Source organism: Galbibacter pacificus, from assembly GCF_029603165.1.
In the GTDB taxonomy this organism is placed as follows: Bacteria; Bacteroidota; Bacteroidia; order Flavobacteriales; family Flavobacteriaceae; genus Galbibacter; species Galbibacter pacificus.
In genome coordinates this window covers 475652-499556 of record NZ_JAQSVC010000001.1, presented here as the reverse complement: position 1 = coordinate 499556, position 23905 = coordinate 475652, and the positions used below count along the sequence as shown (strand labels likewise).

General features: G+C 38.4%; 18 protein-coding genes and 1 tRNA gene. 7 read left to right on the top strand and 12 right to left on the bottom strand.

Going from position 1 to position 23905, the window contains the following annotated elements:
- Positions 1-14: 14 nt before the first annotated feature.
- The 3 genes from PSF86_RS02030 to PSF86_RS02020 form a co-directional block, all read right to left on the bottom strand.
- Positions 15-1595: a RagB/SusD family nutrient uptake outer membrane protein gene (locus PSF86_RS02030; RefSeq protein ID WP_277898388.1), complete on the bottom strand. Its 1581-nt coding sequence runs from the start codon at positions 1593-1595 to the stop codon at positions 15-17.
- A 32-nt stretch (positions 1596-1627) separates the two neighbouring features.
- Positions 1628-4753, bottom strand: a complete 3126-nt coding sequence (locus PSF86_RS02025) for a SusC/RagA family TonB-linked outer membrane protein (RefSeq protein ID WP_277898387.1) — start codon at positions 4751-4753, stop codon at positions 1628-1630.
- Between the two features lie 175 nt (positions 4754-4928).
- Positions 4929-7130: a formylglycine-generating enzyme family protein gene (locus PSF86_RS02020; RefSeq protein WP_277898386.1), complete on the bottom strand. Its 2202-nt coding sequence runs from the start codon at positions 7128-7130 to the stop codon at positions 4929-4931.
- 290 nt (positions 7131-7420) lie between these two features.
- Between PSF86_RS02020 and PSF86_RS02015 the strand changes: the two genes are divergently transcribed.
- From PSF86_RS02015 to PSF86_RS02000, 4 genes are all read left to right on the top strand, one after another.
- The gene (locus tag PSF86_RS02015; RefSeq protein WP_277898385.1) at positions 7421-8476 is read left to right on the top strand and encodes a LacI family DNA-binding transcriptional regulator; all 1056 of its coding nucleotides are present in this window, start codon (positions 7421-7423) and stop codon (positions 8474-8476) included.
- Between the two features lie 547 nt (positions 8477-9023).
- Complete coding sequence (locus PSF86_RS02010; protein ID WP_277898384.1) at positions 9024-9206, top strand: hypothetical protein; 183 nt, start codon at positions 9024-9026, stop codon at positions 9204-9206.
- Positions 9207-9228: 22 nt separating this feature from the next.
- A complete protein-coding gene (locus PSF86_RS02005) occupies positions 9229-9687 on the top strand; it encodes a hypothetical protein (protein ID WP_277898383.1) in 459 nt (152 codons plus the stop codon).
- 28 nt (positions 9688-9715) lie between these two features.
- Positions 9716-9997 carry a hypothetical protein gene (locus PSF86_RS02000; RefSeq protein ID WP_277898382.1) on the top strand — a complete coding sequence of 94 codons (282 nt, stop codon included), beginning with the start codon at positions 9716-9718 and terminating at the stop codon, positions 9995-9997.
- Here the strand turns inward: PSF86_RS02000 and PSF86_RS01995 are convergent.
- The 4 genes from PSF86_RS01995 to PSF86_RS01980 form a co-directional block, all read right to left on the bottom strand.
- Positions 9980-10417 (bottom strand): hypothetical protein, encoded by a 438-nt coding sequence (locus PSF86_RS01995; protein WP_277898381.1) that lies wholly within the window; start codon positions 10415-10417, stop codon positions 9980-9982. The genes PSF86_RS02000 and PSF86_RS01995 overlap by 18 nt on opposite strands.
- 700 nt (positions 10418-11117) lie before the next feature.
- Positions 11118-12299, bottom strand: coding sequence for a T9SS type B sorting domain-containing protein (locus PSF86_RS01990; protein ID WP_277898380.1), 1182 nt, complete (start codon positions 12297-12299; stop codon positions 11118-11120).
- 39 nt (positions 12300-12338) lie between these two features.
- Complete coding sequence (locus PSF86_RS01985; protein ID WP_277898379.1) at positions 12339-13229, bottom strand: hypothetical protein; 891 nt, start codon at positions 13227-13229, stop codon at positions 12339-12341.
- 34 nt (positions 13230-13263) lie between these two features.
- Entirely contained in the window at positions 13264-14112 is an 849-nt protein-coding gene (locus PSF86_RS01980; RefSeq protein ID WP_277898378.1) for an immunoglobulin domain-containing protein, read from the bottom strand.
- Positions 14113-14650: 538 nt separating this feature from the next.
- Between PSF86_RS01980 and PSF86_RS01975 the strand changes: the two genes are divergently transcribed.
- From PSF86_RS01975 to PSF86_RS01965, 3 genes are all read left to right on the top strand, one after another.
- Entirely contained in the window at positions 14651-15376 is a 726-nt protein-coding gene (locus PSF86_RS01975) for a DUF6088 family protein (protein WP_277898377.1), read from the top strand.
- The gene (locus PSF86_RS01970; RefSeq protein ID WP_277898376.1) at positions 15373-16356 is read left to right on the top strand and encodes a nucleotidyl transferase AbiEii/AbiGii toxin family protein; all 984 of its coding nucleotides are present in this window, start codon (positions 15373-15375) and stop codon (positions 16354-16356) included. Before PSF86_RS01975 ends, PSF86_RS01970 begins: the two co-directional genes overlap by 4 nt.
- Before the next feature lie 292 nt (positions 16357-16648).
- Positions 16649-17026 (top strand): hypothetical protein, encoded by a 378-nt coding sequence (locus tag PSF86_RS01965; RefSeq protein ID WP_277898375.1) that lies wholly within the window; start codon positions 16649-16651, stop codon positions 17024-17026.
- Positions 17027-17529: 503 nt separating this feature from the next.
- Here PSF86_RS01965 and PSF86_RS01960 read toward each other — a convergent pair.
- The 5 genes from PSF86_RS01960 to PSF86_RS01940 all read right to left on the bottom strand — a co-directional run bounded on the left by PSF86_RS01960 (position 17530) and on the right by PSF86_RS01940 (position 23901).
- Positions 17530-17603: transfer RNA gene (locus PSF86_RS01960), tRNA-Arg, on the bottom strand.
- 199 nt (positions 17604-17802) lie between these two features.
- Complete coding sequence (locus PSF86_RS01955; RefSeq protein ID WP_277898374.1) at positions 17803-19386, bottom strand: beta-N-acetylhexosaminidase; 1584 nt, start codon at positions 19384-19386, stop codon at positions 17803-17805.
- 43 nt (positions 19387-19429) lie between these two features.
- The gene (locus tag PSF86_RS01950; protein WP_277898373.1) at positions 19430-20389 is read right to left on the bottom strand and encodes a sugar phosphate isomerase/epimerase family protein; all 960 of its coding nucleotides are present in this window, start codon (positions 20387-20389) and stop codon (positions 19430-19432) included.
- 213 nt (positions 20390-20602) lie between these two features.
- Positions 20603-22615 (bottom strand): glycoside hydrolase family 97 protein, encoded by a 2013-nt coding sequence (locus PSF86_RS01945; protein ID WP_277898372.1) that lies wholly within the window; start codon positions 22613-22615, stop codon positions 20603-20605.
- A 23-nt stretch (positions 22616-22638) separates the two neighbouring features.
- Positions 22639-23901, bottom strand: a complete 1263-nt coding sequence (locus PSF86_RS01940) for a glycoside hydrolase family 99 protein (protein WP_277898371.1) — start codon at positions 23899-23901, stop codon at positions 22639-22641.
- Between the last annotated feature and the right edge of the window lie 4 nt (positions 23902-23905).

Here is a 23905-nt window from a genome sequence, read left to right as displayed (position 1 = left end):
GTGCCAAAAATCCATTACCAACCAGGGTTTTGGGTCAAATTGGGGTTCAGTACCCTTTCATCATTGGGAATAGGCCATAAATAATCGCGTTCCTTATCAAATGCAATGTCAAAGCCCGTTAACGCTATGGTCACCAGCTCCCCGCTATTGTTCTCATAAGTCATCCCCCTGATAATCCCAGTGAGGTTTTCTGCAACCCTCCATCTCCTTATGTCAAAATAACGCAGGCCTTCAAATGCCAACTCTACGGTGCGTTCTTTCCTCACGATTTCCCTGAGTTCTTCTTGGCCTCCCATAACGGTTATGGGCGGCATATTAACATCGGGGCGTTGCCGTACTTCATTAATGGCATCCAATACGCTTTGGTCGATATCATTTGCTTCTATTTTAGCCTCGGCATAAGTGAGCAGCACCTCTGCATAACGCAATAAAATTATGTTTATACCACAATTGGTAGGTTGGGCCATATCCTCGGGGTTCAAATATTTTTTAACATTGAATCCCGAAAAGGTAGAGTTTTCAGATGACCCTATGGCATCACCGGTTCCACTAGTAGGTTTGGGATTGTATATTGTGCCGTTTAACAAGGTATCCCCCAAAGTATATATTGTATAACCTAACCGTGGATCCCTGTTTATATAAGGATTATATGGATCAAAGCCACTGGTGGGATCGGTAATATCCTTTCCGTTTGCCATCTGGTATACATCCACGGCCCTTTTACGGGGTACAAATTGATTTACTTGTGGCCATATACTATTGGGCGTGGTTAAATTGAATATGTTGTTGTTGTTGACATTTTTTGCAAATTGCCGGTCCAATATGATCTCGGTAGTGTTTTGTGCCTGATAGCTAAATAAATCTTTATAGGACGCGTTCAAACTATATACTTGAAGATCCATCACCTCTTTAGCAGCTAGGGCAGCTTCCGTATATCGACCAGCGTATAGCATTGCCCTGGCCTTAAGGGCCAAGGCAGCTCCTTTTGTTATTCTACCCTTATCTGATTGGACCTTCGGCAGCTTCACTGCCGAAGCAGTGAGTTCATCGGAAATAAAATCCCAAACCTGTTCCACTGGGGTCCGTGTCAATTCCCTGCTTTCTTCCAAGGTCAGTTCATGATCCACAAGTGGAACGTCCCCGTATAATATGGCCAGCCGGATATATGAATATGCCCTAATGACTTTGACCTCCGCTTTTAAGCGCTCAATCAGAGCTGGATCCTGGGGGGTCATTTTTTCAACATTGCCCATGAATATATTGGCTGCCTGTATCCCTCTATAAGCAAATGCCCATTCAGAAGCCACCTTCCCATTTGATGAGTTGTGCGCGCCCTTTTCAACAAGGGACTCATCACGCCATTGCAGGGTAACATGCCCAATATCCGACATGGCATCCCACATGGTAAAACTAAAGGCATCCTGCAGTAAAAATGGGTATACTGCATTGGCTGCAAATACAGCATCTTGATCTGTCTGCCAAAAAAGTTCCGAAGAAATCCTGTCATTGGGGACGGTATCCAAAAAATCATCATCACAACTAAAAAAAGAAGTACTTATAAAGGTTATCAGTATGAAATATTTTAAGTTTTTCATTTTTGTAAAGTTTATGTTTTTTTCAATATTCTCTAAAAATTAATGTTCACACCCAAGGTAGTCAATGAAGTCTGTGGATAACGTTCGGCACGTCCACCTATAACTTCTTCAGGATCCACATCAAAATCATTTAAAGCGGCGAAGGTCAACAGGTTGGTTGTCGAGACGTATAAACTGGCATCCCTTATGCCCAATACACTTGTGAAGGCTACAGGCAATTTATAGGACAACTGTACGTTTTTCACCCGCAGGTATGCTCCGTCCAGCAGGTCCCTATCTGCCATTATTATATTCCTAAGGTCAAATTTTAGCGGTCTGGGGAATCGCGCATCCGGATTGTCGGGGGTCCAGTAATCCCCGGTTACCTTATGGGTAAATCCTCCCCATATCCCCATTTCAGCCAAAGCTCCCCCAACACGGGCTTTATAGCCCGCTGCTCCCTGTAACTGGATATTTAAAGCGAATGCCTTATATGAGAAATCAAAATTGGCACCGAAATTGTATTTTGGAAAACTCTGTCCCAAATTAACCATATCGTCCGGTGTGATCTTTCCATCTCCGTTCTCGTCAAGGAACTTAACATCCCCCGGTTGGGCATCACTTATAATAGTGGGATAATTGGCGACTTCTTCCTGGGTTTGAAAATATCCATCGGTTTTATACCCCCACCATGAATGGATCGGAAGGCCTACCCTGGTAGTCACTCTGGATTCATTAGCACCCCCTAGATATGCGTTTCCTTCATACAGTCCATATATATAGGGGCCGGTCCCCCCCAAATCAATTACCTCGTTGTTATTGATTGAAAAATTAAAATTGCTGTTTATATTAAATTCATTAAAACTGTTTCGTAGGCCCAGGGTAAATTCCCATCCCTTATTGTCCACCCTGCCTATATTTTGTGCCGAGGCATACAGTCCCAATGTTGCCGGTACCGGAACTTCCAACAATATATCTTCTGTCTTTTTGTGATAGTAGTCAACTGATAGCGTAATCCTATTTGTCAGCATTTGCAAATCCAGTCCCACATCGGTCTGTGTAGTTGTTTCCCAAGAAATATCCCTATTGGCCAAATCTGTTTGCCTATAGCCAACGGCAGGGTTCTCTCCAAATGAATAGCTCTGTAAATTATATGTCGCCAGGAAACTATAGGGATCGACCGCCTGGTTTCCGGATTTACCATAAGAACCCCTTAGTTTAAATTCATTGAACGTATTTTTTAAACCGCTCCAAAAATTCTCCTCAGATAGTCTCCAACCCGTAGAAAAGGATGGAAAGGTACTGTATTGATTGCCCTTTGCAAAACGTGAAGATCCATCATACCGGACATTGGCTTCAAAAAGATACTTATTCATATAAGAATAGTTTAGCCTACCAAAATAAGAACGTAAACTCCATTCCACATCAATACCCGAATTATCTTTTGTCCCATCATTGGCCCCTTGCGAAATCGATTGAATATCATTGCTGTAAAATTCCTGACGATAGGCAGATAAATTAGAGGCCTTGTTCTCAATTTCCGAATACCCCAATAGCACATTAAAATCATGGTTCCCAAAGGTTTTGGTATAGTTAAGAAGCCCGTTCAGCGTTGTCTCCCGCATATCGGACCTTCCTTCCGTTAAACTATTGATGGGCTTATTGACCAATACTTTACCTGGGTCATAATAGTCCAGTACCTGATATTTGTTTGAAAAATCCTTGCTTTTATCAAACGTGGCACGAAGACTGTACTGTAAGGTAAACTTCAAGCCTCCCACAATTTCCCATATGCCCTTTAAATTTCCCAAGAAATAATCTTGGTAATCCTTGGCCGTTCCGTCAAGATTTGCCCTTACCAAGGGGCTGGAACCATCGGCAGAGACTCCATAAGTCCCGTCAGGATAAACCGGAACCGTCCATTGGGAGTTTTGCAACATTCCATTGATTACATGGTCTACATCCAATGGGTTTGTAGCGCTTTGGTGCCTGTAATTGAAATCAGCAGAAAAGTTCAATTTAGGGCTTAGTTTAAAATCGGTGTTCATGCGTAATTCCGAAATTTTCGAGTCCGAATTGGGTATAATTCCTTCTTGGTCCAAATGTCGGAGGCTTACCAGCGATTTGATATTTTCGGTTCCTCCCGATATGGATAAGGCCTTACTCGTTTGAGGTGCAGGGTGCAAAACTTCCTTAAACCATGTATTGGGGAGCGGGTATTTAAGACGGTCCGTTGCATGGATATATTCCTGAATGTATTCTTCTGTATAAATCGGGCTCCCCGACGAATTGGTCCATGCCACATTCTGCATCCGCATATAATCTTCAAGGCCCATATGTTCAGGTTGATTATTGGATTTCTGTATGGCATAGTAGGAATTCCATGAAACATTCAATTTGCCTTCCTTTGCCCGTTTTGTCGTTACAAGCACGACCCCATTAGAGGCTCTTGATCCGTAGATAGCCGTTGAAGAGGCATCCTTAAGTACGGATACGGATTCAATATCATTTGGGTTTAGATAGGTAAGGTCCTGCTCAATCCCGTCAACAATAACCAAGGGATCATTGTTGCTCAAAGTCGTTACTCCCCTTATCCTCATTGTCATTCTAGAGGTCCCCGGCGCCCCTCCCTGATCCTGGATTGTCAATCCGGATACATTTCCCTGAAGCGATTGCTGCACGTTCTTTACAGTTCTTTTTTCCAAAGTTTCCCCGTCTACCGTACCAACCGCACTGGTTAGGCTGACCTTCTTTTGTGTTCCATAACCGATTACCACTACCTCATCAAGCTTTGCAGCATTCTCCTTTAGAAGTATTTCAAGGTTTGCTTGTCCATCAACGGCAACCTCCTGTGTTTCAAATCCAATATAGGAAACAATCAAAACTGCATTCCCATTAGAAATATCTATCGAGAAATTTCCATCGAAATCAGCTGTTACCCCATTACTGGTACCTTTTTCCACAATATTGGCTCCCGGTAACGGAACGCCCTGCTCATCCGTAACGATACCGGTTACGGACTGTTGGTATATGTCTTTATTTTGGTCCATCCGAACGGTATCAATAGGCCTATGTGCATTGGCCGAATGGTAAGTCCCCATCATTAGTATACATGATAAGAACCAAATTTTTGGTATAACCTTCAAATAGTACCCCTTTGCGTAAAAAGTATTTTTCATAATTTGCTTGGTTTTTGGTTAATTCGCCTTCCGATCTTTTCATCAAGGAATTTGATTGCGTGTTTCGCTAATTAGTTATTTGATCTGGTATTATTTTTACAATTGTCCTTATACAAAACAAACGTTTGTTCTATCTGTTAAAAAATAAAGCTCCGGTTCAGGGCCGCCTCCATGGTCATGGTGTATCTCCGACACATCTGAACCCAATAGTGGCGGAACGGTCTATACTGGGGGCCATCAGCAAATATTTACCGTATTTATTAAGTTCATAAGCTCGCGGAAAATACCAATCAGAAGTAGCCGACCGATAAAACCCACCCCCTTTCAACACGGCAGCCCGTGTATGTTCATCCCTATATTCGTCCGTCCATTGCCAAACATTGCCTATCAGGTCCATTATCCCGAGTGAACTTGCGCCTTGGGGGAAAATATCCACGTCAGTTACCGCACGGGGGGTCCTCGTCGAATCAATTGATGGTATCCTGGTAGTATCCATAATACGCCCCCATGGGTATAATATGTCCTTATTACCACCTTGTGCCGCATATTGCCATTCCCATTCATGAGGTAACCTTTTACCGGCCCATTTGGCGTATGCCCTTGCATCTTCTATCGATACCCAGGTCACGGGCTTATTCGCCCAACCTTCCGGATATGTACCATTATCCCAATCCTTCAAGAAATTATGCTTATCTTCAGGTTCATATCCGGTTGCATCCATAAATGATTTGTATTGTTCATTGGTGACCGGGTACTTATCGATATAAAAAGCCTTGATGCTCATCAAATGCTGCTGGGAACGTGCGGGATGTTTTTCCCATGGGTGTTGGATGCCTACGGCAGTAGGCAGGTCATTCCCCTCGATCATGACACCGTTTGAAATGAATTCATAATGTTTGTTTTCGGGAACATAGATCATTCCTTCCGGTTTGTCCAATAGGGGGCTGGTGCCCTGTATCTCCACCATTTTTTGAGGAAGCGGCCCCCACTTCCCAGGGAATGAACTTAAAGAACGATTTGAAAAGTCATGCATTTTTTTTAAAAACCTATCAATAGTACCATCGACACTTTCCTTTAAAATTTCTAATACGGCACCATATCCATGTGCTTCAATCGGAAAGTTCAAAAGTACCTTGTTGCCTTTCTTTTCTGGTTGCAATACCTTTCCATTCCAAATATCGTAATATACGGCCCCTATTTTATTGGGGAGTTCGAGCTGAACCCCTTCTCTTGGTATACTGTCACGGTTAATTAATGTATAAATGGTCCGGTCATTTCCGGGAAATTCCGAAGCATATACCCGTGATTGAAGGGTCGGGACATAGGGCCGCCATTGTTTACTCTTCCATATCTGCGGAAATGATCTATAAATAGTCGATATCCTTTTAATGGCCGCTGCATCCCTTTCCGTGATCTGATTCCATACACCCCAGATATTTTCCCAGGCATTATAGCCTATGCCGTTAAAAAAAGCATGCTGTAAATCATCCGTTTTATCCCTTGCCCACCGGTTGGTAACAAAAACCTGATGGGAGGGTTCTAACCATTTATAAACACTTACCCCCGGGGTAATGGATTCATAAGGAAAAAAATAACCCCAGCTCGACAGGTTCCATTCGATAGGCTTTAATTTGGAAACCCCGTCCCCTTCCAAGGTGTCTGTCTCTTTTTTTTGTGTAAATTTTTGGGGTCTCCCAATGCTGAGTTCCGGTTGAAAAATCAGTGGATAGTCTAGGCTGTCCGCTGCGGCCATGAATTCCCGTGTAACCCCGAACATTGTATCTCCATTTAATCCATCTGCGCCTAGGCGCTTCATTTCCTTTACCAATGCCAGGGCCATTGGCAGGTCGATTTTCCGGGTACCATTATCCCATATCATGATTGGAAAAAATACTTTTACCCCTTTTGAATGAAAGTCACCTATCATTTTCTTTACCCCCTCTATTCCGCCGGGCATATCATGAAGAAGATCAAACTGATTCCTGTTATCTATGCCTATATTCGGATAGGTAGGCCAGATCAGGACAGCATCAATACCACCATATCTCTGCTCTAAATCCTCCAAATAACGATCTACGGTATAGGTACTGGACAATGGGTCATAAAAGTAACGGTCATGCGCCATCATTTGGACATATATAAATGAGCTGTTAATCCACTCCAGTTCGCGGTTGTTATATTGGGAAGAATCATAATCGATACTCCTTCTGGTCGTCTCCCGCCATTGATCCATCGACATGTGCCACGCTTGGTAATCTTTATTTTGGTCAGGCCCCTCAAAAACCTCTTCAAATAAACTTGTGTAACCGACCGCTTGTGCAGCACTTCTATTTAAAAGAAGTAACATGGGAATGATTAAGTACAAAATTCTTTTCATCAATTCAATAGATTTTAGTTTATTTAAAACAAACGTTTGTGCATATTAAAACCAGTCTGTCATAGTTCTACAAAACAAACCTAAAGAAGAAATTTGAATTATGCAAACGTTTGCGCAAATTATTTTGATAAAAATTTAAAAAATACCTCTTAAAAATGATATAAAGATACTTATAGGCCTTATATTTTATTATATTATTAGTGATATGTTAAATTTATACAAACATATCTATCGAAAAAAAAATTTTATAACATGAAAAATTAAATCATGTAAGAAAAATAAGTATCTTTATGCAAACGTTTATCCTATATATGCCGAATAAAGAAAATAATAGCAATAAAATAAATATTAGGGACATTGCAGAAAAAACAGGTCTATCAATATCAACTGTATCGAGGGTCCTAAATAACAAGGCCAAGGAATATAGGATAGGGAAAAAATCTCAGGAAAAAATAAGAAAAGTTGCCAGGGAACTGAATTATGTGCCGAACCAATTCGCCGCTAATTTAAAAAGTGGAAAAAGCAATACCATAGCCTTAATTGTCCCCTCTCTTAATAATCCCTTTTTTGCTGAGATATCCAGTAGGATAAATACAGAAATCAGGAAACATGGTTACATTACCATCATCGGGGAAAGTGATGAAAATCCTGAAATTGAAAAAAAAGAATTGAGACAGCTTGTCTCCAGAAATATAGAAGGACTGATTATTGTCCCCTGTGGAAACCAATGGGAACATATTGACGAGATACACAATCAAGGCATACCGGTAGTATGCATCGACCGTTATTTCATCGATCTGGACATTCCTTTTGTTTCAACAGACAATTATAAGGGGGCCTATATGGCCGCTAAATATTTTATTGAAAATGGACATCATAATATTGTATGCATTCAAGGGGTGCAAGAGTCCAATACGAACAAGCTCCGTATTGAAGGTTTTAAAGAGGCCATGAAAGAATCGGGAATCAATGATTTTAATATTATCGGTGATAATTTCACATTTCAAAACGGATATCTTTCCACTCAACTGTTGCTCAAACAAAAAAACAGGCCTACCGCCATATTTGCCTTAAGCAATACCATTGCCATGGGATGTATGAAGGCCATTAAAGAGGCTAAATTGGACATTCCTGAAAATATATCCTTAATTACCTTTGACGATCACCCCTATCTGGATTTTTTGGCGACACCATTGTCATGCGTTGTCCAACCAGTAGAAGATATCAGTAAAGTAGCCGTGGAATTATTATACACCAAATTATATGATGAAGAGCAAAATACTTCCAAGATCCTTTTAAAGCCTACTATTAAAATCAGAAATTCAGTTAAAAGACTCATGGACTAGGAAATCAATAGTTTCATCTAGCCAAAATAGCTCCTTTTCCGCAATACACTTCCATTTCATGAAAATTGGGCGTATCCCCGATTCCTAAATATGCCTCTTTGATTATGGCAGCAATTTTTACAATTCTATATTTTCAATGACATTTTCTATAGGATGTTGCCGGAATTTGTCCTGCAATTTCTATTTCTTTCCTATGGATTGAGCCCTGAGGTAGCGAAAAATCGGAATGGTTATAGAGAGGATGTACCTGGCACCCCTATCCGTTAGGGTTTATTTGGGTTATTGGATATATCAAAAAAACTAGTCCCCTATAACTGTTAAATGAAGATTTTTTTTTATATTTGACGTTCTCCTAACTTGCATGAGAGGAGGCCTTAACCATTAAAATTTAAATTATATTGTATCTTATTGAATAAGATCAACACATATGAATATCAATACATTATGTAGATTTTGTTTATAATTTTTTGATAATTTTTAACCTGTGAAGGCATATGCGTATAGTAGAAAGTTAATTTTAACTTATTAACTTTTAAACTATATAAAAATGATCAAAAAATCTTTATTTATCGGACTAATGATGATTATTACATTGAGTTTTTCATGTACTAATGATCAGGTAACAGACACAGAAAGCTTATACAAAGCAAACCAAGAAAAGCCATCTAAAATTGAAAACTACCAGCTTATCGATAAAGATGAAATTGAAAACCCAAGGGACAAGGGATAATATCTATCTTGTTCTATTAATTATGTTTTCACTATCCGCTATCACCGCTCCTTTTTGGCATATCTTTTTCGAAAAAGGAGCTGATGACGGATTGTTTGGCTTTAGCAGTACGCGAAGTTTCCTTTATACTTTTGGAACCCATTACATCCTCTTCGGGCTCTCTATGTTTACTTTTTGGGTCATAGGTTTTATCCCGGACAAAAATTTATCGGTTAAGCGACTATCGGATATGATCAATATATTGTTCTGTTCGGTAGCCTTGTATTACTTATTCTACGTATTCATAGATTCAAATTCTCCCTATCCGGACTATGTCTATGAAATTGCTAATATAACCTGTTCTTTATTTATTTCATTTCTGATTTTCAAGTTGTTCAATAATTACAGGATTAAAAGGTTACAGGAGAAAAAAGAAGCTGATGAATTTGTTGAGAATGCATTCAGTTTCATAAACGAGGTAAACAAGTCCCTAATACAATAACGCCAAGCTACTGCATAAAAACCTAAAAATGAAAGAACTAAATATTCAAATAAAAACACTCTTATCCGAATATCGAAATGGTGAGCTAAGAAATGATATTGCCATAAAGAGGTTTGAGCAGCTTATAAATGAATATAAAAATAAAGAGTCCCACAAAAAAGGCGAAGAGGCTGATATGCTTGCGTTGGTAAAAGAAGAGTTTTTAAGGCTTTTATATAAACTGGACCTGGTCGGAAAGCTTGAAACCGAATTCTATCAAAATAAAGGGGAGAATCTTTTAATTCGAAAAAGTTTAGGCCTTTTCGGTTAAATTATATTTGGCCTGTATTTCCTTCAATAAACTATTTTCCCGTATTAATATTTTGTTTTCCAACCACTTATTGAATATCTTATTTTTTAAGAGCACTTCCTCGTGGTTCAATAAACACTTCAATACAATTTCAATATCCCCAACTGAAATGCCGGTCCCAGTTTCAACTTCCCCCTTTGTAATGGTACCTTCCCCGGTCAACAACCATAGTTCATTAATCTCGGGCCATTTCTCTATAATAATCCTGGCCATGGGCATACTGATATCCTCTGTGCCGTCTAAAACGGCCCGACTATTGAAAATCCCTTTTGATTTCAATATACCGTCCATTTGAGAAGCATTCATTTTTAAAAATTTCAAGACTTCTTTGAATCTTTCAGCACTCGTTAAAATATCCCTATTATAATCCTGTTTTGCCATTATTCATTAATTGCTTATCCCTTGTCGTTATTACCTTTACAAGGCATCTTTATTATAATTTCATAACTCGAATTGAACAGTGTACCACATTACACGAACACAAACCCATAGCATGGTTCATTACAGTATAACAATCTCTTTCAGGCCATACAAATATAGCAAATTGAGGCTTACAATGCATTGCCTAAACATTTGAATATAAAACATGCATACAATGATTTTCATCCATCATTCTTATGATGGTCGGGCATATAAAGTCCAATTTATTTACAACATCTCCTTTTCTATTTCCAGATAAAAAGGAAATGTAAGGCTGAGAAACTAAAGATTTTTATAGCATATGATATATGTCATAGCTACCTCCTATATATTTAATTTTCCTAAAAAACGTTTTCACAAAAAACATAGCAACTCAAATACCATACTTGCCGCTAATATCATATGTCCACTTCTTCTACGGGCATAAGGTAGCACCACTATATTAGCTCGAGCAATGATATCCAAAAAGGATTAGACAATATTTCTCTTGCCGGGGTATGTGCCTTGGAACCGTTATAAACTCATAAGGGGGACCGTTACTTTATATTTTGAGCTACATCTCAGTAATGAGTTTCTCTTTTATATTTAGATGTTGTTCAAAGGTTAATCGATACTGAAAAAAGCTTTTTCATAAACAATCCATTCTTATCGCTGTCCAAAATTAATACCCCATATAGACCCATCCCATTATCGGTTTTATATCAGTTCCCAAATTCAAAATATAATAATAGACCCCTGCGGGCAAACGTTCGTTTTTATTAATTACACCATGTACGTTACTATATCCTTTCCAACTGTTGTCATACCTTTTTTTATGATATACCAAAACCCCGTTTCTATTATAAATGTTGAGTACGTTCTCTGGATAATGCTCAATACAGCCAATTTTAAATGCATCGTTCATCCCGTCATTATTGGGGGTGAAAATATCAAATACTATTATACACAATGGATTTACGGACGCGGTTGCAACATTATTCCTCAATATGAAATCTTCTGGTTCAGAATACAACAAATCCGCACTATTGAGATAATTATCTCCTTTGGCAATCCTGACCTTTATTGTCAAGGTCTCCTTCGCATAGGGCAACAGAACGGGCAACTCCCAAATACCATCGGTTACGTGATAAGCACCGGTACTGGATTGGTGGCTAAGGTATATATAACCGGAGGGCAACGGTTCCTTAACCAGGATATTTGCTGCTGATATTTGGGTATTATTGGAAACCGAAACAGTAAAGTTTACCAATGACCCGACAGGGGCTTGGGTCCTGTCTACATTTTTATGGAGTGCAATATCAATACAGGCATCCATAAATACCTGAACGGCATATTTTGCCGGTGTCCCTATACTGGAAGCATAATATGTTTTTCCATCCTCCAGTCGTGTGGTCGCAGGAAGGCTTATTTCCCTCTCTTCTGTCGCATACCAAATCAAGTCTTCCATACCAACATCTATTTCCATAATGGTGGGCATTGCCATATCACAAAAATGCTGCACGGAAAACTCTTCAGGGATATTTTCATGCACAACCTCGACACTATTTGAAAGTATCGACGTACAATCATACCCATTGTATGCCATGGCTCTATATACCCCTTCCTTTTTTGCCATATAATTACTGCCACTCACATTAATGATTGTATCGTTTCGCCACCATATATAGTGTGTTGCTCCTTTTGATGAAATATTTAATTCTACAGACTTTCCAGGGGCAACAACTATCCGTTGATTTTCTGATTGGGCATAACCACTCTCAAGGAACCCAGCAAAAACAGCCAACATGCCCAGATATACCCTGATATGATATAAAGAAAAACGAATATGCATGGATAAGTTCATGATATATACAAAAAGGCCTTGTTTTTACACATGACATATTTAATCGGTAATACCCCCAATGGTAATGGTCGGAGCTCCGGGTATCGGAGTGACGGTTATTTCCAATGGGTCGCCTGAACCATCTATCACATCCCCTGCATAAGTTATATAGTCCCTTGAACCGTCATCGGTCTTGACCACATATTCAACTTCAACATAAAAGGTATAACTTCCCGCATCCGTAATTGAAATATCATAATTGTCAGTGGTTGTACCAAGGTCGATAGGATTGGCAGTACCGCCTTCTAAAACTGCGAACCAACTATAGGTGACCTCAAAGTCATTTCCCAGGGGATTTTCATAACCGTTGGTGCTGGCAGAATAATCAGCCGTAAGATTGGTAACCGATAAATTTATGGGCACATCGGGAATATCATTTGCACAATATCCCAATGGGTTCCCGTTTAAATTTACGGTAGTTTCCACCTCAAGAGGCGGCAAAACAAAAAGGATTATATCCTGATATTCTTCAGATTGACAGGTTACGGTCCCCCCTTCATTATCCAATAATCCATAGATACGGTATTTATGATATCCCGGAGCAAGGCCAGAGAGGGTAAGGTTTGCGGTAGTCTGACCTGTTACCGTATTTTCAGTTCCATCTGCAGTGACCAGATACCACTGATAGGAATCAAATACATTTCCCTCTCCATCATCCACACTGGCCGTTAGTGTAATGGAAGGACCACTGGTGGCTGGATTATAAAATAGAACTGCCTCATCCATTACAGTAACCGTTGCCGCCCCGCTATCAATAGTCCCTACATCCAGGTCCGTTGGGGTTGAAATTGGAACTTGAGGGGCTGGTACAGTCTGGGAATAATTTTGATAGGAGCTCAATAACATTGTTACCAAAAAGGTTGTAAAAAAAAATTTGCTGAACGTTTTCATTAGTAGTGATTTTTAGGTTAAATTTCAATTGTTTTTAGTTCTCGTTTATATGGATCACAATATCCGGATTTCCGGGCTTAGAATACTTTACTATCTGAATGGCAGCCCTGGCTGATGCAAAATCGGTACCAGGTTCTATAGCTTCGAGGTAATAATTTCCACTGGACAGGTCTGCAACATTAAAGGAAATCACCTGGGAGTTACCGCTTAATATCGGGACCCCTCCGGTAAGGGAGTCATATAATAGATAAGTATAACCCGGTTGAAAGTTAGCTATCTCAATCAGGCCCGTTTCTCCTTCACAGATGGATATAGCAGTATTAACAGGTATCGGGGGCACGATAAAAAAAGCATAAAAGAGGTTAGCAGCTACTCCCACTCCCAAAGCAGTATTTATCCGTAAGCGGATTCCGTCGCTTGCAGTATTGGGCCCCGGTATGGGAATCGAAACTTCCGTTGCATTGGACCCGGCATTAGAGGTTATCAGTGTAGCCAATGTAGATGATGAATATGCCGTACCTACCGTTGTATTCATCCCTCCATTGGTCCGCTGAACAATTAATGCATTGACCAGTCCCAAAAGTGTATTTCCAGCTCCAAATTTTATAATAATCGGTGAGGAAGGAGAAGGCCGAAGCGCACCCGTAAACTGAAGGTTCTGCTGGGCATATACAAGACCCACCCCGCCAATACTCACATTTAGGGTAGAAAAATTGGTGTAGATGGTATCAACTGCTCCTTGTGGATTGTCTATATTTGCCAATAACGGTAAAGAAACACCGTTTTGTTGTACCGTGGCATATACCCTTTGCCCATAGGCACCGGCTGGAAGGGCATTTATGAATACCCCTATTGAAAGGATAAGGAAATGGTTAAGTTTCAAATCTCAGGAGCTTTAAAAGTCTATTTATGGAGCAGTGTAAAACTTGACATACGCCTTAGCAACAATCCCTTCCGAAGTGTTATCGTTATTTTAAAAAGGGTCCTTAAAAACGGTAGATTTGTCCTCATAACATCTATAGTTTGGTTTAACTTAAAAAAAGAGGTAAGGGGGAAGTTAAGCGTAAATTCATTTTTAGACCGGGGGAAGAAACATAAAAATGCATCTTAAAAAGATACATAGAGGTCTTGATATTTATAAAAGTATAAAAAAAATTGCAGAAAACCAATCCCATACGCTTCCATAAGCGATATCTCAGAATGTATCGGTAATTGGCATGGTAGTCGTCTCTACAATGATTAAACATTCATAGACGAAAGTCAAAACAAACCATCCCTATACATTATGGGCCTTTTGATAAACTCCCGAATTAACTCATATGAATAAATTAATATAAAAAGAAGTTTTATCAATTATTTTTTGTCCAGTTTATTAGTTAAAAAACTGGATATTTTTTCTATATTTGAACAAACTAAAAAACTTGAAAGTAACTGAATATATAAGAAATAAGATAGACCGACTACCAAACGGGTATATTTTCACCTACGAGTATTTTGACATTGATATGAGTAAGAAAGAAGCAATCATCAAAGCTTTAAATCGTATGGTAAATTCAGGTAAAATTGAAAAACTATCAAAAGGAAAATACTTCAAGCCTGAGAAAACCCCTTTCGGCACCCTTCAACCCAATCAAGAACAAATAGTTAAAGATTTAATAAATGAAGATGGCAAGGTAGTTGGATATCTCACAGGTTATAGCATATACAATAAATTAGGATTAACAACTCAAGTTAGTAACATTATACAAATAGGAAAAAATGAAATTCGTCCTAAATTTAAAAGAGAGCGTTATACAATATCGTTTATCAAACAAAAAAATATAATTACCAAAAAGAACATTCCTCTTTTACAAATCCTAGATTCCATTAAATACATAAAAAAAATACCCGACAGTACCATAGCTGCTTCTTGTTTAAGGTTTTTGGAAATAATCAAAAAATTGAATTTAGACGACAAGAAAGAGTTAATACGACTGTCTTTAAAGTACCCACCATCTACAAGGGCTTTATTGGGTGCATTGTTGGATGAAACACAAAATAAATCTATAACTATTGGCTTGAAAGAATCTCTAAACCCGATTACTAAATATGAGATTCCCGGTGCAAAAAGAGCATTAACCAAAGCTTCTAACTGGAATATCATATGAAACTTCACCTGGATAAAAAACTATTTAGACAAGCTGTACAGTTTACATCTGACCAAATGCAAATCCCGGCAACATTTATAGAAAAGGATTATTGGGTAACATACACTCTCTTTACAATATTCAATGATAAAATTGGCAGCAATACCGTTTTCAAAGGGGGAACAGCATTATCTAAATGTTACAATATAATTGAAAGATTTTCAGAAGATATTGACCTCATTGTTTTGAGAAGAGCGGGAGAGTCAAATAATAAACTTACAACCAAAATAAGAACAATTAGTAATATAGTAAGCGATGTCCTACCAGAAATAAAGATAGCAGGCTTAACGCATAAAATGGGAATGAACCGTAAAACAGCACACTCATATAATAAAGAATTTAAAGGAGATTATGGTCAGGTAAGAGATGTCATTGTGGTGGAAGCTACTTGGCTTGGTTACTTTGAACCCTATACAACTAAAAGTGTTTGTTCTTTTGTAGGTGAAATGATGATAAATAATGGGCAAAATGAAATGGCTGAAGAACAAGTGCTACTACCATTCAATGTTCTTGTTTTGGAACCAAGCAGGACTATTTGTGAAAAAATCATGAGCTTAGTTCGATTTTCATATGGTGAAGATCCAATTACAGATTTAAGGAATAAAATTAGACACGTTTATGACTTAAACCAACTTCTTTCTGTAAAAGAACTACTCACATTTTTTAAATCAAATGAATTTGATACTATGCTATTAAAAGTCGCTCAGGATGATGTTATAAGTTTTAAAAATAACAATGAATGGTTGAAAAACCATCCTGTCAATTCATTAATATTTGAAAAACCTGAAAAAGTATGGGACGATTTAAAAAGCGTATATGAGTCAGACTTTAAAAACTTGGTTTACGGTTCCTTCCCAAAGGAAACAGCACTATTAAGTACTTTAATTCTAATTCAAAAAAGAATAGCGGCCATTAACTGGAATATCAAATTTGAAAACTAATAAAGACGAACACAAGATAATGTAATCGATGGGAAGTAGTCACACTTTTATACCTAAAATAAACAGATATACGAGACTTTCAGACTGTCAAAACCCAAAAAATTGATTTTCATATCCGGGCGGGTTCACATTAGAGGTACCAATTTGGTGCCTCTTTTTGTATTATAAAGCCAACTAGTTCTACATATTCATATCATTTATTCGAAATTTTCAAATATTTACTGGGTCTAATAAAAAAAATGAAATGGATTTGTTTTTAGATAGCTGGTTCGAACCTATTAAATAATTTAAGGTGATAAGATTCGAACCGAATTTGAGAATTCTAAGTAAATATTTTGATATTAAAATTATATTTGAGTTATGTCAACACAATTATTTCAATCCAATTACCAACGTTTGGGATTTTATTCCTTTTGATTCAGACTCGTTAGCATTATTAAACAGTCATGAGTTCGATGGATATATTAAAATTGTCTATGCTCCTAAAGGGATACGGTTGAATGTGGATTTTAATGATTACGATACGGATGCACCTACACTTTTTTTTATCAATAGCAACCAGTATGTGAAGTTCTTCGACTTAGGTAAATCGGATGGTTATTTCATGTATTACAACGTATGCACTTGGTGGGGTGCATACGCATGGCGCAAGAGTTCGCTGCTTTTTTAAAAGTACTTGGTCAGTACCAAGACTAATGATTGCCACACCATAGGTGGGTTTTATGGAGTTAATGGCAAGAAGTTACAACGACACTATCGAGATTATCTAAGTGAGTTTAAAGAGTGGAAGCAAAAGTCCCACGCTAAAGACTGGTTAATCTTTCCTGAGAATATGGGCAAGTATTTATCCATTGATGAGACCGCTCTATCCAAAGGAGAACCCTACACTATTATTACTAATAAAAAGCTAAAGGCAAAAAAAGGATAGAAAAGGTGTGTGATGTTTTCATAGTTGTCATCTTTAAGGTTTAACATTAAGATGAAAGTCAAATCAACTACGGTTCAGTGTTTTATGTATTCGGTCAACAGTGTTAACCTCTTAAATTTTTGTTGACCGATTTATTTACATTTTAAACCAAATCAATTCAATTTAAACAATAGCTATAAAACAGCAAAAACCTTGTAAATCATAGATTTTGCAAGGTTTTTGACTTGTTTGGGCTTTGCCCTTAGTGACCTCGCCAGGATTCAAACCTGGAACCTTCTGAGCCGTAATCAGATGCGCTATTCAGTTGCGCCACGAGGCCGTTTGTTTTGCATTTTACTATTAGCAAATGCGGGTGCAAATATAATATTTTTTATTAATAATAAACCAAAGTTTCTCAAAAATTACTCTGTACCTTTTTTTGCCCGTGCAAAACATTGAAAACAATAATCGTATTAATTTTTCTCTTATTTCATTTAATAAATGTCCTCTTTAAATCACCCAAAGTTATATGATAATATTTAGTGCTTATGTGCTGTGGAATCAACAGTTGCTTTATACCACGGAATTAATTTCGACTCGTAAAAGTTGATGTTCTTTTGTTTTAAGTATTGGTACTGCATTGACAGTCTTTTTTTATACGAATCCCAATACCGAAGCGAATCTTGCGACCAACCTATTTCTGCGTAGCCCAATAATCTTGGGTAGGCCATATATTCAACATCTTCTATTTTGCTCAATGTTTCGGTCCACAAAGGTGCCTCGATCCCAACAATCTCCGGCTTGCCAATGCCATCAACCAAGGTTGCCGGGTCCCAATTGTATGCTGTTTTTACATTTATAATCCCCGCCCAGCTTAATCCTAGCGGCGTTATGGAATCGTATTTCATATCTACATATGCCTTGGAAGCAGGCGACATTAATACTTTTGCGCCTTGTTGCACAGCTGCCAATGCATTTTCTTTATTGGCCCAAAACTGTACTACAGAAGTGTTCTTTAATTTAGCGTGACGTATCTCGTCCCAACCAATGGGGGTTTTACCGTATTTATAAACTATATCTTGCACACGGTTTACAAATGGTATGTAATCTTCCAGTTCGGTAGAATGCGATTCATCACCACCAATATGGATATAAGGCCCGGGCGTAAGGGCAACCAGTTCCTTAATTACATCGTCTATAAACTTATAGGTAATTTCCTTATCGGTACAAAAAGAGCTAAAACCAACTTCTGTACCCGTATAAAGTTCGGTAGCCTTGCCATTGCAGTTAAGTTCGGGGTATGATGCCAAGGCGGCATTTGTATGGCCTGGCATGTCTATTTCGGGAATTATGGTAATATATTTTTCGGCAGCATACTTTACAATGTCCTGATATTCTTCCTGGGTATAAAAACCTCCTTTTTCCCCGCCAACTTCAGTGCTTCCGCCAATTTCGGTAAGTTTTGGCCACGATTTTATTTCTATTCGCCAACCTTGGTCATCGGTTAAATGCAAATGCAACACGTTAAATTTATATGCGGCCATTAAATCTATATACCGTTTTACATCATTTACCGAAAAAAAATGTCTGGCCACGTCGAGCATGGCTCCCCTGTATGCATATTGCGGGAAATCTTCTATTTCAACGGCCGGTACCAACCAGCCTTCTGTTTGTTTGGCGGGAAGCAACTGTAAAATTGTTTGTGCCCCCCTAAAAATACCTTCGGGGTTTTTGGCTTCAAGCTGAATCTGATGATTGGTTACCTTTAGTTTGTATCCCTCTTCAGTATCGATCTGTTGAGACAGTTTAAAAACAATCCCGTTATCAATACCTTCTGCTAAAGATGCGGTTTTCAATTCTAGGTTGCCTAGACCTTTAAAGTCATTGATAAATTGCTGGGCTACTTTGTCCAGCTCTTTATTTCCATCAGTATATAAAATCGTGTTTTTTGATATTTCAAAAGTTCCATCCATTTTATGCACCTGTGCCGGAACTGGAATCAAACTTCGATCGGATAAATGCGTGTGCGGCTTATCCTTTTTTTCACAAGAGGTTAAAAATACAACTGCAATGAACATTAATAAAAAGTACGGCTTTGTTGAGAAGGGTTTTAGTGGTTTCATATATGTATATCTAGAAAACTATAGCGTTGGTTAAATAATATAATTAGCTTAATTCCTTGCCCACTTTAATGAGCAAATCCCGGGTAAGTTCGATTCCTTTTTCTTCTGAAACGCCTTCGCCTTCGTATTCAATGCCCACAAAGCCGGTATAACCCACCTCTTTCACCATTTTCATCATCTTTAAATAATCGGTATGGGTCTCATTTCCATCAGCATCAAAATCATGTGATTTAGCACTTACGGCTTTGGCATATGGTATCATTTCCTTTACACCTTTATACCTATTGTATTCTTTTTTACAGCTCCAATTTTCGTCATATTCCACACAAAAATTTCCAAAATCCGGCAATGTCCCGCAATTCTTCATTTCAACCTGTTTCATTACATTGGCCAACCAAGCCCCGTTTGATGAGAACCCTCCGTGATTTTCTACCAGTATATTGATATTTTCCTGAGCTGCAAATTCCGACAGTTTTGTCAATGAATCGATTCCTGCCTTAGAAGCTTCTTCCATTTCCTTTCCACCGCCCAGATTGACACGAATGGCATGGCATCCTAAAAATTTGGAAGCCTCTACCCATTTGTAATGGTTTTCTATGGCCTCCATCCTTTTTTTGGCATCGGCATCGGCCAATTGGCCTTCTCCATCAATCATGATAAGAACATTTTTCATACCTGCAGAAGTCGCCCTGTCGTTCATTTGGGAAAGATATGCAGTATCTTTGGCCTTGTCTGCAAAAAACTGATTTACATATTCCAAGCCTTCACAACCTAGGGCTTGGGCTTTGGCTGCAAAATCCAAATTATCCATTTTCCCAGATTTTAATGCGCGGTGAAAAGACCATTGGGCAAGTGAAATTTTAAAAAACAATGGTACGTCTTCTACCATTTCGGCTATTGGGGCTTCTTTTTTCTTTGACTGCTCCTTACAGGCCATGGCCCCCAAAAAGGTAAGCGCCAAGCCTGTTTTGGCTGTATTGTTTACAAACTTTCTTCGTTTCATTTTAGATTCGGTTGGTAGTTAATTATGTCGTCTATATTTTAATTATTGATAAAAATGAAGCTATAAATCTATCACTTTTATAAATATGTTACAAATAGATTGTCGTTTTCTTACAAAGACTTGCTTTTATATAATAAAAAAAGACCGTCTATTGATAATTAAACGATCTTTTAAAGATAATGTAAACTAAAAAACGCTAACTCAAAATTTAAATTATTCTTTTAATGCCTTAAAAGCTATGGCCGTTCCTCCGCCCGGGGCCAGATGTATGTTTATGGTATCTTTTGATGCTACTTTTCTTTTTGTAATTCCTACCGGATAAGGGTTATCTTTATAATTAGCGCCTTCTCCATCAGTATAAATAGTGGCTTCGTAAGTATTGCCCTTATCTAAAAAATTACAGGAAATATCCATATTACGGGCCTCTTTGTTGGTTATGGAACCCAGATACCAGTCTTCACTTTTGCGGTCTTTTCTAACCATAGTTACATATTTACCAATTTGGGCATTTAACACTTTGGTATCGGACCAGGAAACTGGTACGTTTTTAATAAACTCAAAAGCCGGTCGGTCCCTGTAATTTTCAGGAAGGTCTGATGCCATTTGCAATGGGCTAAAAATCACTACATACAAAGCCAATTGTTTGGCTACGGTTGTATTTACCATTGCTCCGTTTGGGGTTTCATAATCAAAATTGAAGTTCCCCGGAGTAAAATCAAAAGGCCCGGAAAGCATCCGTGTAAACGGGACAATAGTTGTATGTTCGGGGGTATTTCCGCCATCGGGCGACCAGGCATTGTATTCTTGTCCGCGCCCACCTTCCTGCGTCATTAAATTAGGATATGTTCTTTGCAGACCGGTACCCTTTACAGGTTCATGATTATCAATCATGATATGATATTTTGCCGCTGTTTCGACTACTTTTCTATAATGCCGTACGCCATATTGACTATCATGCCATTCCTTTTTATCCAAATATTTATTTACATATCCGGTCTTTACGGTATTGACCCCGTTTTTATGGTATAATTTAAAGGCATCTTCCATTTCATCTTCATAGTGCTTGGCAGCCCCTGCCGTTTCATGGTGCCCAATTAAGCGCACATTTTTTTGTACAGCATATTTGCCTATTTCCTCAAGGTCAAAATCTGGGTATGGTTTCACAAAGCTAAAAGCATTTCCGTCGGCTGTCCAGTCGCCATCCCAACCTTGGTTCCAACCTTCTACCAAGACACCATCAAAGCCGTTCTCGGCAGCAAAGTCAATATATTTTTTGGTATTTTCTGTTGTGGCACCGTGCTTTTCTCCTTGCCCCCAAGTAAATTTTTCCAAGTGCATTCCCCACCATATTCCAATGTATTTGGAAGGCCTGATCCATGATAAATCGTCTATTTTTGAAGGTTCGTTTAAATTAAGCATTAAAGTCGATGTTACCAGATCGCCTGGTTTTTCACCTATAATAAGTGTTCTCCATGGACTTACAAATGGCGTGCTGGCATATACTTTTACACCATTAGACCAAGGTACCAGTTCGCTTTTAAAATGGCTCCCCCCGGTATTTTTTAGAGTCATGGATGCAAAGTCGGTTAAATTTGCTTCATGTATGGCCACAAAAAGACTATCGTTGGTTTCTATGGTAGCCGGCGTATTAATGGTGTCTGTTTCACTCATCGGGGTTTTTCGGTAGAAACTTTCATAGTAACTATTTTCACTATGCACGGGGATCCACCAAATTTTTTGGTCTTCGGGAAAATTAAATTCCGTGAACTCATCTAAAATTTGTACTTCTTTTAATTCCGGTTGTTCCGGAAATTCATAACGAAACCCGATTCCGTCATTGAATGCCCTAAAAACAATGTTCAACAAGCGGTGTTTTTTATCGGTCTCTTTTAAATGTACTATCAATTCGTTATGATGATCCCTAATAAATTCAAACTCGCCCCATGATTGGTTCCAAGTAGTATCGACGCTATTTTTTTCAACTCCCAGTAATTCAAAGCCGCTGTTTAAACTATCTTGGTTTACAAAAGCAACTCCGAGTTTTGAAGGCGTAATCACTTTTTTTCCGTTACTGTTGATTTGATAAAGTGGTTCTCCTTTGGTTGATAATTTAAATAGTAATTGATGATTTCCGTTGGGCGAGGAAACCAATATTTCGTTTACTGGTTTTGTACAGGAAAGGCATAAGCCTATTAATGTGAGGAATAGTACATTCCTTTGAAACATTCGCATATTCATTGTATATGTTTTCAGGGTTTGTTTTTTATGCTATTTATTATTGTTTTTGCCTCTTGCGGCTGAAGCGCTACGAAATGGTAGAAAGCTTGATCCAGTTGCAATTGAATGGAGCTGTTGTCTTTATGAAGTTTTCTTAGCTGATATAATTGATATATTTCGTCAAAAACGTCCTTGTTTTGTGAAACTTCTGCAAAATCTTGAAGTGCTTCAATGTACTTAAAACCTAGTTCGTCTGTTGGTTCTATGGCAGTTCCTTCTCCAAAATCGTTCCATGTAATAAGTTGCAACCAATCTAACGAAGAGTTTTTAAAGAGCATCAAGGTTTCTTTGAAGGTTTGCCCGTTTAAAGGGGATATTTCCCAATCGATACCGGCATATACTCCGGCCTCGGCATAAAAATCTTCAAATCCGGGATAGGCACTTCCTATGGAAAAATCCAGTTCCTTAATCCGTGTTTGGTAAAAGTCTTCTAAATAAGATTGCCCTTTATAAACCCATGCATATTCTCCCACGGCACCTTCTCCGGCCTCGTTTATTTGGTTCCAAAGTGTTAAAAAAGAGGGTTCGGTTTGACTTTCATCAAAAACAGAAATCCATTGATCGGGTGATTTTAAAGTAATGGGGCCAAAGACCATTAACAACGGCTTGTGGTCTAGTTGGATATAATTTGTATTGCCAAAATGATTATTTCTTAGATAAACCATATCTTTTTTGGCGGCCTCTACAGGTGTTGAGGCCAATTGTGCTTCTACAATATTATTGAGAAAGCGGTCTTCGTAAACAAAAGCATATTCCAGTCCAACTTTATCGAGCATGGCTATAAGTTGCTCTGCATTTTCATGGATGATGGCATAGTCGTTTAAATTGTACGTTCCATACCAATCAATTAAAATTCCATCTACGCCTGCATATTTCATCAAAAGCAAATGGTATTCTATTACATCTTTATCTCCCGAATGATAAGGCCCGATAAGCGGATAATAATGAGAAGCTATTTCTCTTTTTCCATTTTTTCCTACAACATCAGGATTGCTATGGTTCATGGTCCAATGGTAGCCCCATTGCCCATTGCCACTACTTCCCTTGGTTTCAAACCAGCTCATGTAATGCATTAAAAGCTTGGCCGAATTGGATTTATCTACAGGTTTAGCGGCTAATTCTTCTACTTTAAACTCTTTTTCTGGAGAAACCGTTTGTTCTCCTGAATCCCCATCACAAGAACAGCAAAAAAAGAGGTAAAACAGCCCTGAAAACAGTTTTGTGTATGTGTACATTATT